This window comes from Nocardia sp. NBC_00881 (assembly GCF_045207455.1).
In the GTDB taxonomy this organism is placed as follows: domain Bacteria; phylum Actinomycetota; class Actinomycetes; order Mycobacteriales; family Mycobacteriaceae; genus Nocardia.
On record NZ_CP108798.1, the window covers coordinates 57,314 to 74,725 of the forward strand.

A 17,412-nucleotide genomic window follows, 5' to 3' on the forward strand; every position below is an offset into this window, starting at 1 on the left:
CGTCGCAGACCGGCTCGGCGCAAGCCGCACCGAACACACTGGCGGGCAGCCGCATCGAGGGGCCATCTCACTCCAGGCGTCCGGACCGAATCCTGGCTGGGAGCGGCTTCACCGTCAGTCTCGAGTAGCCGATGATGGGGCGCCTCGGCTGACCTTGTGCGGGAGCGCGGGGTACAAGGTCTCCTCGTCGACGACCGGCAGCGAGTTGTCGACGCTCGTCACGCCGTGGCAGGCGAAGACCTCCTTACCGTCCACCAAGACACAACGCCGGGAAGGCCGAATTCGGTAGCTGCGGCCTCGATGACAGGGCGCTGACACGAGCGCGTTGCCGTGCAGGCCGCGGACTGGTCACGTCGAGATGGTGTGTTGATCGGCGAACACCTTGCGACACACCGGCGCAGATGGCGTAATCGACCGCGCCGCGGAATCGAGGAACTGCCGGAAGAGTCAGTGCATGGACACGCTGACGACAGTCACCCGGTGCGCTGCGTGGTCACGGCGTTCACGGCGGCTCGAGGGCGATCGCGGCACGATCTATGATGGTCTTTCCGATTCCGGGCGCGGCGGAGCCGCAAGCGCACAGGAAGCGACTTGGTCTGAGCGACAGCCAAATTCGGGTCTCCTCGGTCGGTGACCGGGGAAGAAGGTAGGAGGTATGTGGATGGGCGTGGCAGCGCGATCTGGGGACCAGCGGGTGATTCGTGGTTGGCGGAGGAAGACCGGCGCTGTCATAGCAACAGCTGTGTTGGTGTCGTCGATCGGTGCGGCGGTGGCTACCGCCGGACCGATTCACGCACCGATATTGCGGGCGCCGGTAGGCGGGTACGAGGAGCTCTTCGTACCGTCCAGCATGGGGTCGATCAAAGTCCAGGTGCAGTGGGCGTCCCGCGGCGGAAGCGCGGCCCTCTACGTGCTCGACGGTCTTCGTGCGCCGGCCGACCACAGTCAGTGGACGACCGATACCGACGCGCTGCGCCAATTCGCAGGCGATAACGTCACGTTGGTGTTTCCGGTCGGTGGTCGCTCGAGCTTCTACACCGACTGGTACCGACCGAGTAGTACCAACCGCCAGGCGACGACGTACAAATGGGAGGCCTTCCTCACCCAGGAGCTGCCTGCGTACCTGCAACGGTACGGCGTGTCGCGAACCAACAACGCCATCGTGGGGGCCTCGATGGGGGGCAACGCCGCCCTGACGCTGGCCGGCCACCATCGCGACCAGTTCAAGTTCGCCGGATCCTTTTCAGGGTTCGTGCACCCGACGTTTCCGCTCTGGAGCGAAGCGATGCGCGCTGCCATGTGGGACGAGGGTAACTTCAATGTGGACGACATGTGGGGTCCGGCGGGGGATCCCGCCTGGGACCGCAACGATGCCACTGTGCAGGCAGAATTGCTGCGCGGACTGCCGATATACGTCTCGACGGGCAATGGCGCGCCTGGTCCGCTGGACCTGCCGTACGGGATCGGCAACACGGTGAACGCGATGAGCCTCGAGGCGATGACGACGACTGCCACCCAGATGTTCGGTGACCGAATCGCGGCGTTGGGAATTGCCGCTCGCATCGACATCGTCAATGGAACGCATACCTGGCCCTACTGGCAGCAAGCGCTCGCGACGGCGCGTCCGATGATCCTCGATGCGCTTGGCGCGCACTGACGCGATGCCACTCACGAGGTTTCGGTAGCACGCGGCAAGATCTCCGACGGCGTTACCGCGGTCGCCGGCGCATCCTCAGGCGCTATGAGGTTTGATGAGCTGTCGGCCGGGACGGCGGTAAAGCTGTAGGTCGGCGAGTCAGGTGTTGCGATGGCCGTTGATCAGCAGGGGGTGGGCCAAGTGTCGTGGCTGGGTCCCGTCGGCGGTGAGAATCGGCTGTGCTGAGTATTGGGCGAGGTAGACGCGGCGCACCCGATCTGTCGCATTGGGACCGCTGCGGTGCAGGACCGTGCTGGAGAAGCAGGCGATGCTGCCTGCCGGCACGATCACTGGATCGCCCGGGTCGTCGCCGAAGTAGCCGATCCGGTCCCGCGTTTCCTCGTCTTGCACATGCCGAACGACCTCGCGCGTTCCGGCTCGAGAGTACGGCAGTAGATACACGGTGCCGTTGGCTGCGGTGACGTCATCGAGGGCGATCCAGCAGGTGAGGTAGGGGGTGTGCGGGTAGTCGATGAAACCGGAGTCCTGGTGCCAACCGAATCTCATACCCTGCTCCGCGGCCTTGACGACGTACTGCTCGTTGAACAGGTATATCGTCTCGCCCAGTGCCGCTCGGGCAATCTGAACCATCAGGTCGCAGGCCAGAAACCGTCGTATCACCGCGCTGTGGTCGTAGGCGTGGACGAAGTAGCGTCGACCACGATGATCGAGGTCCAGGCTGTCGACGCCGAGCTGATCCATTTCGGCGTCGCGTTCGTCGACGAAGCGCTGACACTCATCGCGAAGAGCTTGCAGATCATGCGGATCGAGGGCGTTTTCGAGGACGAAGAACCCCTCATCCCGGAACAGACGTATGTGCTCAGCCGTGACCGGCGAAGACGCGTTGCTCAAGGCAGTCATGAGGTTCTCCCGATGGTTGGCGAAGTCGTTCCACCACAGTTTCGGCGAACCAGGGCACGACGGTCTTCTCATGGCTCGGCAAGTATTTATCGTTTCTTGCGTGATCGAAGATCTGAAGCTGCCCGACGGCCTCGACGGTCGAGCGGTGCGCCACATCGCCGGCGATGTCCGTGTACGCGCCCATCGCCATGCCGAGCTGGAAGTCAATCTGGTCGTGCGCGGCACTGCCACCTACCTGCTGGGTGAGCGTCGATACGAACTCAGCCCCGGTACGTTGACGTGGTTGTTCCCGGCACAAGACCACATCCTGGTGAACCAGTCGGCCGACCACGAGCTGTGGTGGGCGGTGTTCACACCCGAGCTCGTTGCCCGAATCGCAATGGCACCACACACAAGACCTCTCGCGCAGGACGATCCGGTAGAGCAGTTCTCACGTCGCCTCGGCGCTATACATAGCCGTCGCCTGCAAACCCTGTTCGGTGAGGTGTGCGCCGCCGAGACCCGGGATCACGCCCTGGCCAACGCCGGGGTGGCCTACCTGCTCACTCTGGCCTGGCGTGCGTTCCTGGACAGCGATGATGTCGTCGACAGTGACGATGTCCATCCCAGCATCCGCACGGTTGCCCGAGTGTTGCAGGCCGACCCGAACGCGGGCGACCTCGCCGATCTGGCGCGCATCGCCGGCCTCAGTCCCACACACCTGAGCCGTCTGTTCAGAGCCCAGATCGGTATCCCGCTCACTCGCTATCGCAACCAGCAACGGCTGCACCGATTCCTACTCGCCTACGGCAATGGCGAACACACCACAGCATTGGCCGCCGCCGTCACAGCCGGGTTCGGCAGCTACGCCCAGTTCTACCGAGTATTTCAGCACGAAACAGGCCGCACCCCCTCCACCTTGCGCGCCAACCACGAAGATCTCCGGCTGCAGCACTAGAAGCCGGCGTCGACATGCCCGAGTTCTGGTGGTGTGCGCCGTCGGCGCCGGGCGGTTCGGCCGCGGCGATCCCTCTACCGGATCGGCCGCCGCCTACGGCCGGCGCAAGGGGGGCGCACACGGGGCAGTCGGCCCGCGATGAACACTGTCCCTGGTGCGGCAAGCGGTGCGATCAGAGGATGGCGGGTGAGAGGACAGTGTTGGCGGGAGTTCTTTTGGCGCCGGCGGCCCAGCGGTCGGTGTCGATCGCGGCGCTGAGTTGGGCTTGGACGGCACGCATGTGGCCCCGGTCGGCCTGGTCAGCGACGAATCTATCGACGGCGGCGGCGGTTCGCTGTGCGTGTTCGGTGCCGATCCACCGCATCATGAGCAGCGCTTCCTCCCGGCTGTATGGAGCCGTTTCCTCCCCGTCCGCGACTTTCTGCAGCGCGGTCAGTTTCGCCTTGGTCGGTGCGGCCATATAGTCGTGCACGTACCCAAGTGGGGTGTGGGGGTCAGTTGTGCTGCCGTTGAGGGTGACTGCGCCGGGCATGTGGTGCCGGTAGGTGAGTGCCGCGCGTTCGATTTCGGCGATGGCGGCAGGGGTGTGTGCCGCATTGGCGTAGGCGGCCGCGGCGACGACTCCGGACAGGTTCTTGTCGGCCAGTGAATCGGCCGCACTGTATCGCATGACCTGGCTGCGGGCCTCGACGGCTCGGTGGACCAGATCGTCGTCGGTGAAACCCGCGCCGCGCAAGGCGGAGCTCAGTTGGGAGAGACTCGCACCGCGTTGCGTCATCGCCTCATCGATGGCCGCCGCGGCGCCACGAGCGGTATTGATGCCGCCGCGACCGGCTTGTTCGGCCGCGGTGACGCCGGCACGGGCAGCGTGCACAAGGCTCTGCTTATCCCGAAAATTGTGCGTGAACAATCCGTCTCGTCCATAGATCGTGGACGAGCCGATCGGGGTGGCTTGGGCTTGCCACAGTTCCCGTTGCGCTTTGTTCTTCATCTTCGAATAAGGGTCGAGAGGGTGCTCCCGCAGGAATAGCCACGAGGTCAGCGGGCTGGTATTGATGGCGTTGAGTGTGTACATCCCGGCAAGGAGCCCGCCGCCGCCGTGCGCGCCGTGCGGGCCGGTCATGGCGTGCCGAGTACCGGCATAGCCCATACCTAGGGCGTTACCGCTCGAGCCATCACGGGCAGAGGTCCCAGCACCTTGGATGGCGAGGCCGAACCGATTGGCGATCCAATCGGTGCCGTTGGTGAGATTGGCGCTGAGCCGGCGGAGTTGGACGATGGCGACGATCTCCACGATGGCGCCGAGGACGAGCACGATCATGACTTGGTCATGTGCCTGTGCGAAGAGATTGCCCAGAAACAGTGTGTAGATGCCCAGAAAAAGGGTGAAGACCGTCATGCGCGCCGCCGCGACGAAGCTGTCGACGAGATTGCGGACCAGGAAGGTCTGCGTGGGCCCGTAGATGAATCCGCCTGCGGCGAAACCGAATATGGCCATGAAGGCGTGATAGATCGCATCCAGTGCGGCCCAGATGACCTTCAATCCCAGATAGGTTCCGAAGCACAGCACGATAGTCCCGCAGGCCAGCAGAACCAGCCCGGTGCCGATCTGCCCCATCCCGGGATGGTCGGCCTCGGTATAGGCTGCTGAGTCACCGCAGGTCCGCATGCTGTTCAGCACTCGGGTGTCATCGCCGGCTCGCACTCCCGCCGACCACGCGGCGCGGCAGTTGGCCGAGCTGTCGACTACATGTCCGAAGTTCCACACTTGCACTGGGTGCCGTGCGAAGTTGTCGGCCATATCGGCCTGCATGGTGGCCACCAGCTGATCGGGATCCGGACGCCCGTGACCGTGCAATCCGGCGGCGACCGAGATACCCAGATTGCGGCCCGTGGCCAGTAGTCCATCCGACGACAGGACGTCGGCAAGCGGCTCCGACAGCACGATCGGGCCGAGTAGCCCCACCCCGATCATCGTCACGACCTGCATCGCCGCCTTGGCGTGATATCCGCGGACCACGAACCACGCCACGAAGAACGCGCCGATCGATGCCGCCACCATCAGCAGAATGGGAGTGGCGATTTGTTCGGTGAGGGCCTCCGCGACCCCGTTCAACGCGTTGCCGAACGGATCCAGCCACCGGAAGCTCATAGCAAAGCCGATCACCCACACCGTCGAGGTGACCAGGACCATGTATCCGATGAATTCCAGGCCGAGAACCATCGCCACCGCTGTCTCCAACGGATTCAGCAGACCGCCGTGGCCGGTAGCGAAGACGTAATCGGTCAACGGCACTCCCGAGGAGTCCCGGATCTCCATCCAGCTCAGGGCCGAGATCCTCGTCCCGCCCGCTCTGGTCGTATCGCTCTGCGCTGTCGCGACAGCACCGACGCTGCCCGGAAGAACAAGCAGAGCGAAGACCAGGGCCAGAAACCATACGACACGGCGACGGCAGCGGGTCGCGGTGGCTCGAGCGCGCAGACGCCGGAAGACCGTGCGAGGTTGCCACCGAGCAGGATCCCGGAATGTATGTTCCCGTAACATGCCATTGCCTCCGTTGGTTTGCAGCCCGATGTGCTGAGTCGCGCCTCAGCGCGACAGCGTTCGCGATCGCATCGAGGCATTCGGTGTACTCACGTCGCCAGCCGAGCGTCTACCACGCACAGGAGGCACACCTTACCTGACTAAGGTCAGCCTTACCTAATGTAGATCTAGGGAAGTCGAGGCCGTGGACGACGTTGACGCCCACCAGTAATGCCGAAGCGTGTCGCATCAACCTGAGGAACGGACGATGGTCGGGGATCGCCGCCGCGTTGAAACGGCATCGAATGCAGGATTGTGTGTCAGTCGCCAGCGGCCACTACTTGGCGCTTCGGCATTTTCCTGCCAGTTCGATCGGTGCGGGGTATGACTCGGTGTCGCATCGGAACCCGGCCGGCGAATGGGTGATCTACAGCAGTGTTTCCCCGGAGGTCGGCTGCGCCCGCTACTTCGGCTCAGCGATCGAAGACGCACGGGTTGAGCACATCTCGGTGACCTGGACGGGTCCGTCCGCGTTGACGGTCGAGGTGCGCGACAGGCTCATGTGGGATCTCGAGCTGGGACGATCGGCGGCGACGGCGGCGACGACGGGTCTCGGTCGCATGCTGCCCGCCGCCTTGTGGCGACGTCCTGCCGTCCTGCCGCTCATGTCGCGGGTCGCGGGTCCGGCGCTGGGCGTCGGGCGTCGGGCGGGTGCGGCTCAGCGGCACTTCCCCGAACGGTCAGTGGTTCCGGGCCAATCCGCGGATGCTGTGGACCGTGGAGAAGAGTGGTGCACGGATCGATGGAATCGATATCGGTCCTCCAGGGGCCGCTGGCCGAGCAGGCGAGGTTGGGTGACTTCTGGCTACCGCGACGTGGAATGTTCGTCGTGGGCGAGGCCTATTTCGAGCAGTATGACGCGACGCGCCATCAGGCGGCCCGCCCCGGCTCATGATGGCCGCGCTCGCTCGATTCATGTGCGACACCAGGGTTGCCACATGCCAGTTGCTAGCGAAAGTCGTGCTCGTTGGAGCCGCGATAGCCGTTCCGATGACGGCGGCCGCGGTTTCTGCCATGGCCGCGCCGACGCCCGAACCCGGTGTGGTACAGGTTGATCGCCCGGGGGGCGGCGGCGGCTGGGGTCGCGGCTGGGGCGGCGGCTGGGGTTGGGGTTGGGGTAACGACGGTTGGGGCGGCGGCTGGGGCGGCTGGGGTTGGGGTAACGACGGTTGGGGTCGCGGCTGGGGCGACCGTGGTTGGGGCGGTGGCTGGTTCGGCAGCAGCTGACCGAACGGATCTGCGCCGGTGGGATCGGCCTGTCGGCCGGATTCTCGGGCTCGCATCCCCACACAGCGGTGTGCGGCGTGTGAGCATGAAGGCCGAGCACCATCGAGCCCCGGTGTCATGAGGTCGAGTGTTCAGGCGGCGCGGTGCGCCGTCGGCCGTGGGGCGCTGATCAGCGTCGGTGCGCTGATCAGCGCTGCGGCACTCCGGTCGATGCCGATCGCCCGCGGGTGACCGCGGCCGGATATCGTGCTCGGCTGGTCGACCGTGGAGGAGCTCTTCGGGCTGCGTGTCAGAGCCGGCGCGCGGTAGGCCGATGCGCTGCTGCCCTGGCATCCGGGGTGAGCTACGCCCCTGCAGCCTTGATCCGTGGATTCGTCCTATTCGGGGATGATCGCTACCGCGTCGATCTCCACGAGCGCGCCTGGGCGAGCGTGGCCTGCGGTGGAAACGACCGTGATGGCTGTGCGGTGATTCCCCCACACTGATCGCGCCGCCGCGTAGCCCACCTGTGCGTCGACCCCATTGACAAGGTAGATGTTGAGTTTGACGACATGCTCGGGACCGGTACCTCCGGCAGCAAGCACGGTCAGCACGTTTCGCATTGCCTGAGTGGTTTGCGCCTCGATACCGTCGAGCAGGTTTCCGGTGCTATCGGTGCCGAGCTGGCCACCGACATAGAGGGTTCGGGCAGCGGATGCGATCACGCCCTGCGTGAAGGCAGGGTTGCTGTGAAGTTCGTGGGGGTCGAGGTGTGTCGTCTCGACGGTCATGAGTCTCGTCCTGGAGGTGCCGGGTTTCGTGTGCAGGTAGAGGTCGCGCAGAAGGCAGACCTCGGACAGGTGGTGGATCAGCTCGCGGTGGATGTGCAGCACCAGATCAGCCATGGGCACCTCCGGGAAGGGCTCCTTCGCGCCGACCGGGACCCGGAGCCCGGCCTCGCCGAGGCCGCGCACCCCGGCCAGCCAGACGTCGAGCTGGGCCTCGAGCTGGTCGAGCGCGGTGGCCGCGCTGCCCGCGTACTCCCAGGTCTCGTACGACGCCGCCGGTGCGCCGAAATGCGCCGCGTTGCGCGCGGCGAGCACGCCGACGATGACGTGACCGAGTCGCCAGGCGATCGTGGTGAAGGCCGCGGGAATCGGCTCGGGGAAGGCGTAGTCGATCGTGAAGTCTCCGGCACCGACCTGCACGGGCGCCGTCGAGCTGCCGCGCGGCCGAATGCTCCAGGCGTCCGGCACCGGCGACCAGAAGTACTCGTCGTCGGTGAGACCGTCGAGGCGGGATCGGAGCTGATGGTTCCAGTGGAACTCCCACTGCTCACGCAGCGTCCGGTTCCAGTCGAGTTCGTCTGCATCCATGGAGCCACTCTGACACCCTTAGCGGACAGGATCGGTCCGCTATCTTTGGCGGGGTGGGTACATGGGTTCGGCAAGCGGTGACGAGCGGGGTACGACGGAGCGGGTGCTCACCCTTCTCGGGTTGCTGCAGCAGCGGCAGGTCTGGACCGGCCCCGAACTCGCCGACCGGCTAGGGGTCACACCGCGCACGGTACGGCGCGACGTCGAGCGGCTGCGCGTGCTCGGCTATCCGGTACATGCCAGCCATGGTGTCGGCGGCGGCTACCAGCTCGGCCCGGGTCAGGACCTGCCGCCGCTGCTTCTCGACGACGAGGAGGCGATCGTCACCGCAGTCTCCCTGCTCGCCGGCGCGGGTGGCGCGGTCGCCAGCGCCGACGACGCCGCACTTCGGGCGCTGATCAAGCTCGACAGGGTGCTGCCAACCAGGTTGCGGCACGAGGTGCGCGCCCTCTCCGGCTCGGTGGAGTCGTTCGGCGGAGGCCGCACACCGGTAGACCCCGAGGTGCTCATGACACTGGCCAGGGCCTGCCGCGACGAAGTCGAGGCGGGATTCGACTTTCCGTCCGGGACTGAGGTGCGATCGCGGCGGGTCGAGCCCTACCGCCTGGTCGCCTCCGACCGGCGCTGGTATCTCCTCGCCTACGACCTCGATCGTGACGACTAGCGCAGCTTCCGCGTCGACCGGATGAATGTGTCGGTACGGACCTGGCGCTTCCTCGTGCACGCGTCGGCCGACACGGTGCGCGCGCAGATTCCGGCGTCGGCGGCCGCCGTACGACGGCGAGGGAGCGAGCTCTGCGAGGTGCGCAGTGGCGCCGGCAGCCTCGACTTCGTGCTCATGCACGTCCTCCTGCTAGGGCACGACTTCGAGGTACTCGACCCTCCGGAGCTCGGGACACGCTGTCGCGTACTGGCGGAAAGACTGCTGTCGGCCGGTGCAACGATCTCACCGGTGCCGGACATGGCAGAGTCATGAGCCGCGACCACATGCCGACGTGCGCGTGTGGCTGGAGAGCAGTCCGATGGCGACGAGGCTGGATATGTGAAAGCGCTGTAAAGTTTCTCGACTTTCATTGCGTCTAGGCGTAGTCGCGGAATATGTAGGAGTGGTGTGCGCAACTTTGCTGGTCGGGACCGTGAACAGTGCGGCTCGTAACGTTCTCAGAGCTCGATCCGGGGATCGCGGTGACGGTGTCCTGGTCGATCCGGCCGGCGGGCATTCGTCGCAAGTCGGGTCGAGTTCGTTGGTCGGCTGCTTGGCGGTGTACCCACGGTGAGTGAATACCACGAAACCGGTCCGCCGGATCCCGCCCATACCGATTCGTCACCAGGGACAGATCGGCGCGTGCGGCTGGCGATAGTCGAAGACGACGACGAAGTGGGCGATGCGCTGGTGGAGGTGCTCACTGACCAGGGTTTCTTCGCAATACGTATGCGCCGGGGAGCGGATTTGCTCATCGGGCACCGCCGCTGCGATGCGGTGATCCTCGATCTGGGGTTGCCGGACGGCGATGGGCTGCAAGTGCTGCGGCAGCTTCGGGAGGTCAGTTCGGTGCCCGTGGTGATTCTCACCGCCCGCGACGACGAACGGACCGTGGTCCGCGGCTTACGGGGCGGTGCCGACGACTACCTTGTCAAACCACCGCGTATCGCGGAACTGGTTGCCCGGCTGGAGACGGTGACCCGGCGCGCCGCTGCCGCTGCGGCCGGCCCGGAGGCCCCTGTGATTATCACCGGGGATGTTCGGATCGATCTCGAGATGCGGCAGGTCGAGGTCGCTGGTGAGCCGGTGACTCTCACACAGAAAGAGTTCGAATTGGTAGAGGCCCTCGTGGAGCGGCCAGGCTCCGCGGTGAGTCGCGAACTACTGATGGACCGGATCTGGGGGGATGCGTTCATGGCGGTGTCCCGCTCTCTGGATGTGCATATTTCGACGTTGCGTGCCAAGCTCGGCAGACCAGGATTGATCACAACGATCCGGGGGTTCGGCTACCGCTGGGGCAAATGAGTACAGGTTGAGGTTTTGCGACGACGGTTGCTGGTAACGCTGTTAGCTTTCGCTGCGCTAGCAGTGCACGGACTTGCGGTTCCGTTGGGGGCCATGGCGTCCACCACTCGGACACAGCAGCTGTGGCTCGGTCGATACGTGGACGCCGAGTGGTTCGGCGAACTCGCCGAGCAGGCGATGGCGACCGGTGACCGTCAGCCGCTGGTCGCGGCGATGGAGCGCTACCACGACCTGTATGAGGACGCCGTGCTCGTGGTGGATGTCGGCGGTGCCGAGTTCGCGAACATCGGGGTGGACACCGGCGATCCGGCAGTTGTCGAGGCCGTGGCGGCGGCCCGCAGTAATCGGCATTCCACGGGGTTCCCGCATCGCTTGCGCACCTGGGACCCGGACTCGCTGATGATCGCCCGTCCCATCGGATCCGGAATGCAAGTCGACGGCGCGGTGCTCATCGAGACGTCGACCGTGCAGGCAAAGCGGGATATCACTGACCGTTGGGCCCTGCTGACGCTGGGCATGTGGACGGCCCTGGCGCTGTTCGCGGGACTGGCGCTGGCACTGAGTAGGTGGGTGTTGCGTCCCCTGGAACGGTTATCGCAATCGGTTGCCACGCTGACGGATACGTTGCCGAATCCGGTCTCGGGCCCCCCGCCCACGTCGATCATGCGGCAGTACGACGGACCACCGGAGGTGCGTGAGCTGGCCCGATCGTTCGATGCGATGGCGATGGCGGTCGCCGATGCGGTGGAAGCCCAGCGCCAGTTGGTTGCGGATACCGCGCACGCTATCCGCAACCCCCTGGCTGCGCTCGCCATCCGGTTGGAATCGCTGAAGCCGGTGATACCGGATCAGTCCGCGCATTCGTTTCGGCGCGCCAGTTCACAGGTCGACCGGCTCGCGGCGGTGCTCGACGGCCTGCTGCGTCTGGCGGTGGCCGAGACACCCGAGGGGTTCCGCCCCGTGCCGCATGATTCCGATTGGCCGAGCTGCTGCGACGCGGTGCGAGTTGTCGCGGACCGGGTGGAGGCATGGGGGGTGGCTTTCGAGCGGGCCGGCATGGACGTGGCGGCCGTTGTGCCGGACGGCGAGGTCGAGGTGGCAGCGCCAGAGGATGCGCTCATGCAGATCCTTGATGTGCTGCTGAGCAATTCGTGTCGCTATGCGGGCGCGGGCGCGCGGACGGAGGTTCGCGTGCACGGCGGGACGCGTTGGGTGACCGTGTCGGTGAGCGATGACGGGGTGGGTGTCGCGGAGCCCGAACTCGACAAGCTGACCACGCGATTCTACCGTGGCTCGTCGGCCACTCCCGGTGGATCGGGGCTCGGCCTGCCCATTGCGGCGGCGCTGGCACAGCGACATCAGGGCGAACTCACGGTCGGTCTGACCGTTCCGCAGGGGCTACGCATAACAGTCCGGCTGCCGGCGAGAGCGTCGTGATCGGTCGCGTACTCGGCGCGGATCGTGTTCGAACCCAGGTGACCCGATGGACGTTGGATACGTCACGACTCCAAGCTCCGTGGGCAAGAGCCGGGCACCTGTTGACTCTCCGATCTCGAGCGGTTGAAATAGCCTCCGAAGTGGAGGGCGTTGTCCGCGGCACGAGGACGCCACGCGGCAGTCCCCGGTGCAGGCGAGACGGTCAGGAACGAGTGCGTTCGATGTGTTGCAACGCTTCTGGCGTATGGCCGGACGATGGCAGGCCACCGTCGGGTGGCGGTGCGACGATGATCAACCGCCGGGATCTGTTCGTCGTGGCGGCCGTGGCGGCTCTCTCCGGCTGTGGTATCGACCGCAACCCTGTCACGATCCGGCTCGGTTCCGGGCGGGTGAACGGGTTGTTTCACGAGATCGCTCAACTCCTCGCTGCCGTGGCGGCCGAATTCAGTACGGTGCGTATCGATCCGGTCGCCACCGCCGGGTCGCAGATGAACCTCGACCTACTCGCCCGCGGCGAGATCGATGCCGCACTTGCCCTCGCTGACTCGGTGTACGAGTCCGCGACTCATCCACTTGCGATCGGACGCCTGTACGAGACGTACCTGCAGATGGCTGTGCTCGCCGACAGCGCGATTCACCAAGTGGGTGATCTGCGTGGGAAGCGGGTCGACCTCGGAGTGGTCGGGTCGGGTGCGGCAATGACCGCCGAACGCGTACTGCAGGCGGCGGGCCTGGACCCTGCGGTCGACGTGGTGGCCGGACATCGGCAGCTTGCCGGGGCAGTGGAAGCGCTCCACAGCGGCGACACGGATGCGATTCTATGGGGCGGTGGCGTGCCGACACCCGGTCTGGACATCCCCTGGCGGATACGGTTGATCGACCTGGGGGAGTTCCCCCCGATGATGCGTGAGCGATTCGGGTACCGCTACGACCGCGTGGTGATCCACCAGAATGCGTACCCGGGAGGTCCGGCGGTCAGTACCGTCGGGATACCCAACCTGCTACTCGTCGCGCCGACTCTCGCGAATTCCGCAGTGGTTGCCATCACAGAACTGCTGTTGCGGAACCCCGACAGGTTGGTGCCCGAGCATGCCAAGGGATTTCAGTTCCTGGACCGGCGCTGGCTGGTCGGGACCGGGGACATTCCGCTGCATCCCGCCGCCGCTGATTTCTATCGCAGCTGGCACGACTGAGTGCCTTGCAGTGCTTGGAGGAGAACAAGCTGCTCGGCCTGGATGGTAGTGACCATCGACCTCAAGGAAGTGTTAGAAAGCGCCTTTCCGTGTCCGGACTGGTTGCGCCCGGTGCCGATTCCGGCTGAAGTATTGGAACACAGTCGGTTACATGCTGTAACCAGTTACGGCGTGGACTGCCCGGGTGGCATCGCGACATCTCGATGCAGTGGCAACGGAGCCGACCGGGTTCTGGTCCAGGTGGAGCGAGCAGGGCGATTTCGGCGACGAGGAGGCCACGGTGCGGAAACCGGGAGGCATGCTGGCAGGAGGCACGAAGTGTCGGCCGAGCCAGCGGGCGGCAGGTGCCGGCTCGTGGTGACACGGAGTTGGCGTTTCACGGGTCTCGAGTTCGTCGTCCTCTGGGAGGATGCCGGTGGGCAAGGTCCTCCCGCGCCATTCACCGTGACCAACCGATTGTGGCAAAATCACTACTTGGCGCGAGAGAAGCGAGAAGCGCGCGAGGCGGTGCGGGCTCGATTGGGTAGCTGTTTCGAGGATGTGCTCGATGCGGTGTCCGTGCCCGATATCCGGATCGTCGTGCAGGGGTGGAACCCCGCAGAGTATGACAACCCGAGGTCGTGGATCCGGATGCTCGGAGCCTGTAGCGGCAAGCGAGTGTATCTGCTGGAGCAACTTTCGGGTGAGACGGCTTCGCTCAGTTGTGGATTTGCCATTACGGAATACGGTGTGCGCGAGTTCGGTGCTGTCGTCGCGGCCCGGCTGCCCGAGGCTCAGAGAGGCAAGCACGGCAATATCGATCTGTCCGCCCATGCCTACTGTGACACGGATCAGGGATCCCGGCGGTCCCGGGTCTTCGCGTCCACCGGAAAGATCGCTTGGTTGCAGGCCGAGAGATTCTTGCGGTCGCCGGTCACCTGCGCGGGGGCTATTGTTGTCGGTCAAGGGATTTCGCGGTTCGATCGCTGTCGTGCCCATCGGCGGATGCTGGAGTGGCGTGATATTTTCGGGGACGGCAGATATGTGATCGCCGGGAGTGCTCCCCCAATAGCGCAAGGGGTCGACGAGAAACGCCTGACTGCTCGAATAGACACCGAGATCGCCGGTGTGGCTCGGGCATTGAAAAAATGAATTTTGCTGATTCAGTCGCGATCTCGGGTTGTCCGCCGGCAGGGGCGTCGGCCGCCGCCGTTACGGCCGAGGCAAGCTCGGTGAGCCCGTCGCTGACAATTCGTATTCCTCCTGACCGAGCTCGCCACCGGTGTGCGCACCAGGTCATCCTTGCTGTGGCCGGGGCGGTCGTAGATCGCTCCGGTGTAACCGACGTGCCGACTGCTGCCGAACCTGGGCGATCAGGTCCTTGGGAACAAATCGGATGATGTCTTCCCGGGAGGTGATCATCAGTTTCTGGAAGATCGCGGTCATCTGTGTGTCGACGGTCCTGAACGAAGTTCCACGCTGCGCCGCGATAGCGGTATTCGTCCATCCCGCCGCAGCGAACGTCGCGACCTCCTGTTCCGACCGTGTCAGGTCGTCCCAGCGCGTGGTGCCCGTGCGGGCGGTATTGTCCGTCGGCACCCGGTTCATGGGTAGCGTTCCCAGCGCAAGCCGCTGAACCTCATGCAGTTCGGAACGCAAGAGGGAACCCTCCTCCTCGGCGGCGGCGAACGCATCGGGTCCCAGCACACTGCGGGCGACGTTGATGGCTTTGTTGGTTTCGTCGGCGAAGGGCCGCAGGGCTTCGATGTCGGTTCCCAGCTCCGCCCGCAGCGTCCTGGCACCTCCTAGGAGCCGAGCGGTTTCGGTCGCCATAGCAACGAACTCGTCCGCACCCGCGCCGCCTGCGGCGATCGAGTCGGTGATGATCTGCGCCAACGCCCAGGACCGAACATGCACTGCCCAGGCCGCACCCCACGGGTCGCGAATGGATACCAGGTGGGCCAGCGCTTGACGACCGACCGACAACGCCGCGGTGGGATCACCGTGCTTGGTCAGTGCGAGCGCTCGCATCAGCTCCGCCCAGGATTTGAGCCATTGAGCCCCAGCTGCCGTGAAGTTGTCAACGTTGCGTTGTGCGATCTCCAACGCCTGTTCTGCTGTTCCGAAGAAGCTGGCTGCCATAGCCTCGATGAGTCCACCCATCGCCTCGCCGCCGCTATCGCCGGTACTGCGGGACTTCTCGCGGGCGCGCGCCAGCGCGGTGATGGATGCCGCGTCGCCGTGCACCAACATCAGCTCCTGGCCCCACACGAAATCGACCGCGGCGGGGAAGCCGAGGTCGACTTCGGGAGACTGTCGCCAGTTCTGCCGGATTTCCGGATCGCCAGTGCAGGTGGCAACGCACTCTTCGAGCATCCGTTCGGTGTCCGCATGCTGTCCCTGCCACATGGCCACCCACCCGATCAACGCCATCGCCGCCACTTGGGTATAGGTTGGCTGCGGCGTGAGCGTGCGGCTTGCTTCCAGCGTTCGTTCCGCCCATTGACGGGCTTCGCGCAGCGAGCCGTTGAAGAAGGGCGCTCGAAGCGCGATCAATCCTACCGAGATCTCCAGACCGAGTGCCGACTCGCCCGGCGTGGTGAGGCTTCCCTCGATGGCGACCAGTATGTTGCCCCACGACGCGCGCGCCCATTTCAGCAGGTCCAGCTCCGCCGGGCCGAACCACTCGACATACGCCTGCAGGACTTTGTCGCGGTAATATTGCCGATGGCGCGCGGCAACCCGTGCCGGTTCGTCCGTCTCACTGGTGGAGTATTCCCGCAGTCGTTCATGAGCGAATACCCGAATCGTTTCCAGTAGTGAGTACCGCACGCTGGTCTTGGTGCGGTGTAGTGACGCGAGGGACTGGTCGACAAGGCGTTCGAGCAATCCCTCGATTTCTCCCTTTGTCAGACTCATGGCGCTGTCTCGGTTGGGCTCTCCGTCGTCTGCGCCGATCGGATCGTCAGCGCAAACGGCCTCGATGGCTTCCAGGTCGGCCCCTATATCGAGCCCGAGGCTGTCGTCTCTTTCCAGGTTGGTGTCGTGGCCCGCGGCGAATACCGACATGCGTGCCAGGAGCAAGCGTTCCTTGTCTGTGCACAGGTCATACGACCAGGCGATCACGTCGGGAATCCGCTGATGGCGCGCATCCACCCCCACCTGCCAAGCAGGGGACCACCGCATTCGCTTGTCGTTCGCGCCGCCGCTCAACTCCTGCAGGATCGTCGCGAGTGGTTGACGCCGAAGCCGCGCTGCGGCGAGTCGGATATAGAGCGGGTGGTGGTGCATGTGGTGACAGATCAGCTGAGCTGTCGCGACCTGATCTGTGTCGGTGACAGCGTGGCCGCTGAGTTCCGCGCGCTGTCGGAACAAGGCCAGGGCCTGCTGTTGCGACAATGGCGGAACCTCCACCAAGTGCTCGTCGACCCATCCCACCGGCTCGCGGCTGGTGGCCAGGATAACCAGGTACGGCGCCGCCTCCAGCAGTCCCGCAATGAGCGAACCGGCCTCGGCCAGCACATGCTCACAGTTGTCCATCACTACCATCGTCCGCGCGGTTCGCCCTACCGCGTTCTTGATAGTGAGTTTGTCGACAAGTGCGTTCCACGCCGACCGCCCAGAGAAGTCGGCGTCGAGCACGGCGTGCGCGACTTCTTCTTCCACCGCGGTGAAGTCGGAGCCCTTGGCCAGTCTTGCCAGTCGCACCCAGTGCACCGGCATACGCGTAGCCTTGCGGAACTGGCCGACCGCTTCGGCCGCTAGCCGAGTCTTCCCGATACCGCCCATACCGGTCAGGGTGATCAACCGGGCCGAGCCCGACAGTAGAGTCCTGATTCGATCCAGCTCTGGACCCCGGCCGACGAAATCATTCGCGGGTGCTGGAAGATCGCCGGGACCTTGTCGTTGGCTACTCGACATAGAGGTCAAGCTCCTTCTTCCCCGCGACTCCATCACCAAGAACCGCTGTGCTGAACCAGCGTCCCAATTGTCGGTAGGTGCACTCGAGGACGGTGATCTTGCTGTCGCGTGCTCCGACCGTACCCCCTAGACCCTAGCCTGGCGTCCAGCGCCGTACGTAGTTGATACGTAGATAGTTCGCGACACCTGCGGCGATTGCTACGGATGCGGTTCC

13 protein-coding genes and 2 pseudogenes are annotated in these 17,412 nt (G+C 65.1%); 9 read left to right on the top strand and 6 right to left on the bottom strand.

Going from position 1 to position 17,412, the window contains the following annotated elements; translation table 11 throughout:
- Positions 1 to 114 precede the first annotated feature (114 nt).
- Positions 115 to 255 carry a hypothetical protein gene (locus OH799_RS00270; RefSeq protein ID WP_406273977.1) on the bottom strand — a complete coding sequence of 47 codons (141 nt, stop codon included), beginning with the start codon at positions 253 to 255 and terminating at the stop codon, positions 115 to 117.
- Positions 256 to 655: 400 nt separating this feature from the next.
- On the opposite strand from OH799_RS00270, the gene OH799_RS00275 reads away from it, so the two are divergent.
- Positions 656 to 1,657, top strand: a complete 1,002-nt coding sequence (locus OH799_RS00275; RefSeq protein WP_406273980.1) for an alpha/beta hydrolase — start codon at positions 656 to 658, stop codon at positions 1,655 to 1,657.
- Positions 1,658 to 1,795: 138 nt separating this feature from the next.
- Here OH799_RS00275 and OH799_RS00280 read toward each other — a convergent pair whose 3' ends face one another.
- Positions 1,796 to 2,557, bottom strand: a complete 762-nt coding sequence (locus OH799_RS00280; RefSeq protein WP_406273983.1) for a phytanoyl-CoA dioxygenase family protein — start codon at positions 2,555 to 2,557, stop codon at positions 1,796 to 1,798.
- 100 nt (positions 2,558 to 2,657) lie between these two features.
- On the opposite strand from OH799_RS00280, the gene OH799_RS00285 reads away from it, so the two are divergent.
- Positions 2,658 to 3,494: a helix-turn-helix domain-containing protein gene (locus OH799_RS00285; RefSeq protein WP_406273986.1), complete on the top strand. Its 837-nt coding sequence runs from the start codon at positions 2,658 to 2,660 to the stop codon at positions 3,492 to 3,494.
- Between the two features lie 172 nt (positions 3,495 to 3,666).
- Here OH799_RS00285 and OH799_RS00290 read toward each other — a convergent pair whose 3' ends face one another.
- Positions 3,667 to 5,814, bottom strand: coding sequence for a hypothetical protein (locus OH799_RS00290; protein ID WP_406273989.1), 2,148 nt, complete (start codon positions 5,812 to 5,814; stop codon positions 3,667 to 3,669).
- Positions 5,815 to 6,820: 1,006 nt separating this feature from the next.
- Between OH799_RS00290 and OH799_RS00295 the strand changes: the two genes are divergently transcribed.
- Together OH799_RS00295 and OH799_RS00300 are read left to right on the top strand one after the other, a co-directional pair.
- Complete coding sequence (locus OH799_RS00295; protein WP_406273992.1) at positions 6,821 to 6,973, top strand: hypothetical protein; 153 nt, start codon at positions 6,821 to 6,823, stop codon at positions 6,971 to 6,973.
- A 119-nt stretch (positions 6,974 to 7,092) separates the two neighbouring features.
- The gene (locus tag OH799_RS00300) at positions 7,093 to 7,305 is read left to right on the top strand and encodes a hypothetical protein (protein WP_406273995.1); all 213 of its coding nucleotides are present in this window, start codon (positions 7,093 to 7,095) and stop codon (positions 7,303 to 7,305) included.
- Between the two features lie 377 nt (positions 7,306 to 7,682).
- Here OH799_RS00300 and OH799_RS00305 read toward each other — a convergent pair whose 3' ends face one another.
- Together OH799_RS00305 and OH799_RS00310 are read right to left on the bottom strand one after the other, a co-directional pair.
- Positions 7,683 to 8,075 carry a RidA family protein gene (locus OH799_RS00305; protein WP_406281687.1) on the bottom strand — a complete coding sequence of 131 codons (393 nt, stop codon included), beginning with the start codon at positions 8,073 to 8,075 and terminating at the stop codon, positions 7,683 to 7,685.
- Positions 8,076 to 8,108: 33 nt separating this feature from the next.
- A pseudogene (locus OH799_RS00310) lies at positions 8,109 to 8,660 on the bottom strand (DinB family protein); the annotation flags it as partial.
- 61 nt (positions 8,661 to 8,721) lie between these two features.
- On the opposite strand from OH799_RS00310, the pseudogene OH799_RS00315 reads away from it, so the two are divergent.
- The 5 genes and pseudogenes from OH799_RS00315 to OH799_RS00335 all read left to right on the top strand — a co-directional run bounded on the left by OH799_RS00315 (position 8,722) and on the right by OH799_RS00335 (position 14,429).
- A pseudogene (locus OH799_RS00315) lies at positions 8,722 to 9,636 on the top strand (helix-turn-helix transcriptional regulator).
- Positions 9,637 to 10,005: 369 nt separating this feature from the next.
- Complete coding sequence (locus tag OH799_RS00320; protein WP_406281690.1) at positions 10,006 to 10,668, top strand: response regulator transcription factor; 663 nt, start codon at positions 10,006 to 10,008, stop codon at positions 10,666 to 10,668.
- Positions 10,669 to 10,761: 93 nt separating this feature from the next.
- Positions 10,762 to 12,105: a sensor histidine kinase gene (locus OH799_RS00325; protein WP_406273998.1), complete on the top strand. Its 1,344-nt coding sequence runs from the start codon at positions 10,762 to 10,764 to the stop codon at positions 12,103 to 12,105.
- A 287-nt stretch (positions 12,106 to 12,392) separates the two neighbouring features.
- Positions 12,393 to 13,298 carry a TAXI family TRAP transporter solute-binding subunit gene (locus OH799_RS00330; RefSeq protein ID WP_406274001.1) on the top strand — a complete coding sequence of 302 codons (906 nt, stop codon included), beginning with the start codon at positions 12,393 to 12,395 and terminating at the stop codon, positions 13,296 to 13,298.
- 48 nt (positions 13,299 to 13,346) lie between these two features.
- The gene (locus OH799_RS00335) at positions 13,347 to 14,429 is read left to right on the top strand and encodes an ESX secretion-associated protein EspG (protein WP_406274004.1); all 1,083 of its coding nucleotides are present in this window, start codon (positions 13,347 to 13,349) and stop codon (positions 14,427 to 14,429) included.
- A gap of 144 nt (positions 14,430 to 14,573) precedes the next feature.
- Here OH799_RS00335 and OH799_RS00340 read toward each other — a convergent pair whose 3' ends face one another.
- Positions 14,574 to 17,231, bottom strand: coding sequence for a LuxR C-terminal-related transcriptional regulator (locus tag OH799_RS00340; protein ID WP_406274007.1), 2,658 nt, complete (start codon positions 17,229 to 17,231; stop codon positions 14,574 to 14,576).
- Positions 17,232 to 17,412: the final 181 nt, after the last annotated feature.